At 68.4% G+C, this 4,476-nt stretch carries 4 protein-coding genes; 2 read left to right on the top strand and 2 right to left on the bottom strand.

Annotation, left to right across the window (positions count from 1 at the left end):
* Positions 1–1,067: HNH endonuclease signature motif containing protein (locus tag A5663_RS15905; protein ID WP_068150959.1), on the bottom strand; the 1,067-nt coding region annotated here is incomplete at its 3' end.
* Between the two features lie 77 nt (positions 1,068–1,144).
* On the opposite strand from A5663_RS15905, the gene A5663_RS15900 reads away from it, so the two are divergent.
* Positions 1,145–1,837, top strand: a complete 693-nt coding sequence (locus A5663_RS15900; protein ID WP_231976805.1) for a rhomboid-like protein — start codon at positions 1,145–1,147, stop codon at positions 1,835–1,837.
* Positions 1,792–2,721, top strand: coding sequence for an NAD(P)/FAD-dependent oxidoreductase (locus A5663_RS15895; RefSeq protein ID WP_068150956.1), 930 nt, complete (start codon positions 1,792–1,794; stop codon positions 2,719–2,721). The genes A5663_RS15900 and A5663_RS15895 overlap by 46 nt, the downstream gene beginning before the upstream one ends.
* Here A5663_RS15895 and A5663_RS15890 read toward each other — a convergent pair.
* On the bottom strand, positions 2,718–4,476 hold a 1,759-nt coding region (locus A5663_RS15890; protein ID WP_068150952.1), incomplete at its 5' end, for a xanthine dehydrogenase family protein molybdopterin-binding subunit. The genes A5663_RS15895 and A5663_RS15890 overlap by 4 nt on opposite strands.

The following is a 4,476-nucleotide window of genomic DNA, read 5'->3' as shown; positions in this document are numbered from 1 at the left end:
ATCCGATGGTGATGCGGGCACACCAGCACCAGGTTGTCCAACTCGGTGGGGCCGCCGTCTTCCCAGTGCCGGATGTGATGGGCGTGCAGGCCGCGGGTGGCGTGACAGCCGGGCACCCGGCAGGTGCGGTCGCGGTACTCCAGCGCGCGGCGCAGCCGACGGCTGATCACCCGCGTCAAGCGCCCAGCACCGATGGGTTGACCGCGCCGCTGCAACCACACCTCGCAGTCGGTGTCACACAACAGGTATTGGCGATCAGCTTCCGAGAGGACCGGGCCCAGGTGCGGCCAGGCGGCGCGGTTGTCGGCATTCAGGTGCACGATCACCGTCGTGTGCTGCCCGTGCGGGCGGCGCGCCACTTCACCGTCCCACCCGGTAGCCACCAGGCGCATGAACGCATCGGCCAGTGTGGGAAACGGCGCCCGCACCGCCGAATCACCCCGTAACCGGCGCTCATGATCCTCACCGGGGCTGTCGGGGCCGTGGTCGTCGATGTGCTCGTTGATCAACGCATCGCGGTGTGACTGCAGCGCCGCATCGAGCTTGGCGGCCTCGAGGTTGGGCAGCGTGATCCGATACGTGCTGCACTGCTCGCCGGTGGTCTTGGTGATCGAACGCTGCGGATCCGGTGCCGGCGGCGTCGGGCGCGGCGCCAGGCTGATCGCATACCGCAACTGGGTGACCGTGGCCGCCGCCGCCAACTGCGCATAATGCTCATCGGAACCCGCGGCGGCGTGCTTGGCGATCACACCGACCTGATCCAACGACAACCGGCCCTCCCGCAACTGCGCGGTGCAGCGCGGAAACTCCTCGAACCGGTTGGCGACAGCGGTGACCGTCGTGGCCGTGGCATCGGACATGCCCAGCTTCCAGGCCACCAACGCCTTGACCGACCGCACCCCGGTCATCCCCCACAAGCCGTCGCGATCGAGCTCGGCGACGATCTCCACGATGCGCCCATCAATGGCGTTACGCTGCCCCGCCAACTGCGCCAACTCCTCGAAACACTCCTCAAGCCGCTCCCGCGGACTCACCACGGCGGCATCGCGAGATGCGGTCAAGGACATAACCGCATCATGCCGAGCACCACCGACAAAAACCGGACCACCGGCTCGCCTAACGGTCTCGCCAGTACTGTCGCGTTGTGCAGTTCCTCCGCAGCGTGGCCGGCGCCCCACTTTCGTACGCCTGGCTGCTCGTCCTGCTGGTGACCAGCCGCGTGCAGCGCTCCGCCGGTCATCGCGGGTCGCGCCGGATCCAGCGCCGCAACTCCACGAACCTGCGGCGGCTGCGCACCGAACCGTCGCGCGTGCTGACGACGAGCCTGTTCTGGCTCGACGACCACCGATGGTGGCCTTACGTCCCGGTGTTCGCCGGGGTGGTGGCGCCCGCCGAGCGTCGATTGCGTTGGTGGCGTTGGCTTCTCGTCGGGCTCTGCTCCCACGTCGTGGGCACCTACGTCAGCCAGAGTTACCTGGGACTGCTGATCGGCAGGGGCCGGGCGCCCCGTCGGCTGGAGAACGCCCGCGACGTCGGTGTGAGCTATTTCGTCCTGGGAGTGGCCGGCGCCCTTTCGGGTTACGCACGGCCGCCCTGGCGGTCGCGCGCCCAGGCCGCGGCGGTCCTCGCGCTGGCCGGTAACGCCGCCGCGCGGCCGACCTTCACCGAAGTCGGGCATCTGACCGCCTTCTTGACCGGGCTTGCCGCCATCCCGCTGGCGCCCGACCGCGACCTCAAGCCGTACCCGTCCACCGGAGGTTTCAGAGCCGGCAACCGGGGAAACTTGACGCCATGCAGTGGGAATGTGCCGTCATCGGCGCCGGTGCCGCCGGTCTGAGTGCCGCTCTCGTTCTGGGCCGGGCCAGGCGCCGCACGGTTGTGATCGACGCCGACGAGCAGAGCAACCGCGCGTCGAAGGTCATCGGCGGTCTCCTCGGCTTCGACCAGCGCCCGCCCGCCGAGCTCTACGCCGCCGGCCGACGTGAGCTGGCGGCCTACCCCAGCGTCGAGTACCGGCACGGGCTGATCGTCAGCGGCCGTCCCGTCGACGGCGGGTTCTGCCTCGAGCCCGACGACGGTGATCCGATCCTCGCCAAACGTGTCCTGCTCGCCACCGGCATGCAGTACTGCCCGCCGGAGTTGCCCGGGCTCGCCGAACTGTGGGGCACCTCGGTGTTCCAGTGCCCGTTCTGCCACGGGTGGGAGATGCGCGACAAGCGGATCGCGACCATGGCCGCCGGCGAGGAGGCCATGCATTCGGCGCTGATGCTGCGCGGCTGGACCGACGACGTCGTACTGCTGACCGACGGCCGCACCGACCTGTCACCCGCCGACGTCAACGTCCTGCAGGCGGCCAACGTCACCATCGACGATCGTCGTGTCGTCGGATTGCACAGCGAGAACGGCCAATTGAGTTCGATCGCATTCGCCGACGGCGACCGCTTGGCTCGTGACGGCCTGCTTGTGGAGGCGCCGCTGCGCCAACGCTCACCCCTGGCCGAACAATTGGGCGCCGAGTGCACACCCGGGCCGCTGGCCGATGACGCCATCAGCATCGACCCGATCCACCGCACCGAGACTGGCGGCGTGTTCGCCGCGGGCGACGTCTGCACCGAGCAAGCGTCGGTCGCGGGTTCGATGGCCGCCGGTTCCAAGGCGGCGATGATCATCGTGCAGAGCCTGCTGGCCGACGAGTTCGGCCTGCCCTACCCGCCGATCTAGACGCCGAGTAGCGCGTCGCACATCACCGGCAGATCGCGCACCCGGATCCCGGTGGCGTGGTGAACGGCGTTGACCACCGCAGCGGCCGATCCGACGATGCCGATCTCACCCGCCCCTCGGGACCCCATCGGGTTCGAATGCTCGTCGACGCCGTCGAGCCACATGGCCTCGACCGCAGGGACATCGGCGTGCGAGCTGATGTGATACGTCGCGAGATCCCGGGTGACGATGTGGCCGAAGCGGGGGTCGCGCACGCTCTCCTCGTGCAGCGCCATCGACAGCCCCATCGTCATGCCGCCGATCAGCTGCGAGCGCAGCGTCGTCGGGTTGATCACCCGCCCGATCGAGAACACGCCGAGCATCCGCGGCACCCGAATTTCACCGGTATGGCGGCTGACCCGCGCCTCGACGAAATGCGCACCGAACGAATACATCCCGAAGTTCTCCGCCTCCTCGTTCTCCGGTGCTTCAGCGGTGGTGGCGACGCCGACGGCGGGGTCGTCCCCGTGGTCATGCCGAAACTGTTGTGCCGCAGCGATGATGGCGCGCCCCCACGAACTGATTCCCGACGATCCGCCCTCAACCGATGCCGCGGGCAGGTCCGTATCCCCGATCTGCAGTTCGACAGCACTCAAGTCACACCCGAGTGCGTCGGCGGCGATCTGGCTCAGCGCCGTCCACGTGCCTGTCCCGATGTCGACCGCCCCGATACCGACTGTGTAGCGGCCTGGCGCGACGCACTCAATACGCGCCGCGTTGCCGGGCATGATCTGCGCGGGATACACCGCCGACGCCACACCCGTGCCGGTCAACCACTCACCCTCGCAACGGATTCCGGCCGCTGGGTCACGCGAGGCCCAACCGAACCGCTCCGCGCCCGCCTGCAGGCATTCGACGAGCCTGCGGTCCGACCACGGGTTGCCGGTCTCTGGGTCGACCGCGGGTTCGTTGCGGATGCGCAACTCGATCGGGTCGACGCCGCAGGCCACTGCGAGCTCGTCCATCGCGACCTCTAGGGCGAACATTCCGGGGCACTCGCCGGGTGCCCGCATCCAGAACGGGACGGGCACGTCGAGAGCCGCCACTCGGTGCGAGGTCTTGCGATTCAGGCCTGCGTACATCATGCGTGTTGGCGCGGCGGTCTGCTCGGCGAACTCCTTGACGGTCGCGGTCTGCTCGACGACTTCGTGACTGATCGCGGTCAGTGTGCCGTCGCGTTCGGCGCCGAGGCGCACGTGCTGGATTGTCGGGGTGCGGTAGCCGACGAAGTCGAACATCTGCTGGCGCGTCACCGCCAGCTTGACGGGCCGGCCAGGGACTCGTTGCGCCGCCATGGCCGCGAGCACATTGTGCGAGTGCGGCGCACCTTTGGAGCCGAAACCGCCGCCGACGTTCTTCGCAATCACGCGGACCTGCTCGGGTTCGAGGCCGAAAGTGGTAGCCAATTCTTTGCGCACTGCGTGCACACCCTGGGTCGAATCCCAGAACGTCAGAGTGTCTTTGTCCCACAGCGTGATACAGGAGTGCGGTTCCATCGGGTTGTTGTGCTCGTGGGGAGTGGTGTAGGTCTGGTCGACGACGATCGGCGCGCTGCGCAGCGCGGCGTCGGCGTCACCGTCGGTGGTGTCGGTCGGAAAGCCCGCGTTGACCTCCTCGGGCGCGTACAGGTTCGGGTGATCGCTGCGCAGCTCAACGTCGTGGACCGCATCGTCGTATTCGACGCGCACGAGTGCCGCTGCCTCACGGGCGGTTTCG

This window comes from Mycobacterium sp. E740, from assembly GCF_001672895.1.
Classification (GTDB): Bacteria; Actinomycetota; Actinomycetes; order Mycobacteriales; family Mycobacteriaceae; genus Mycobacterium.
Note: the sequence above shows the minus strand (reverse complement) of the source record. Positions and strands in the feature narration are given on the sequence as shown.

Coding starts and splice junctions, on each gene's coding strand:
- A5663_RS15895 (WP_068150956.1), top strand. CDS start 1,792: ATGCAGTGGGAATGTGCCGTCATCGGCGCCGGTGCCGCCGGTCTGAGT.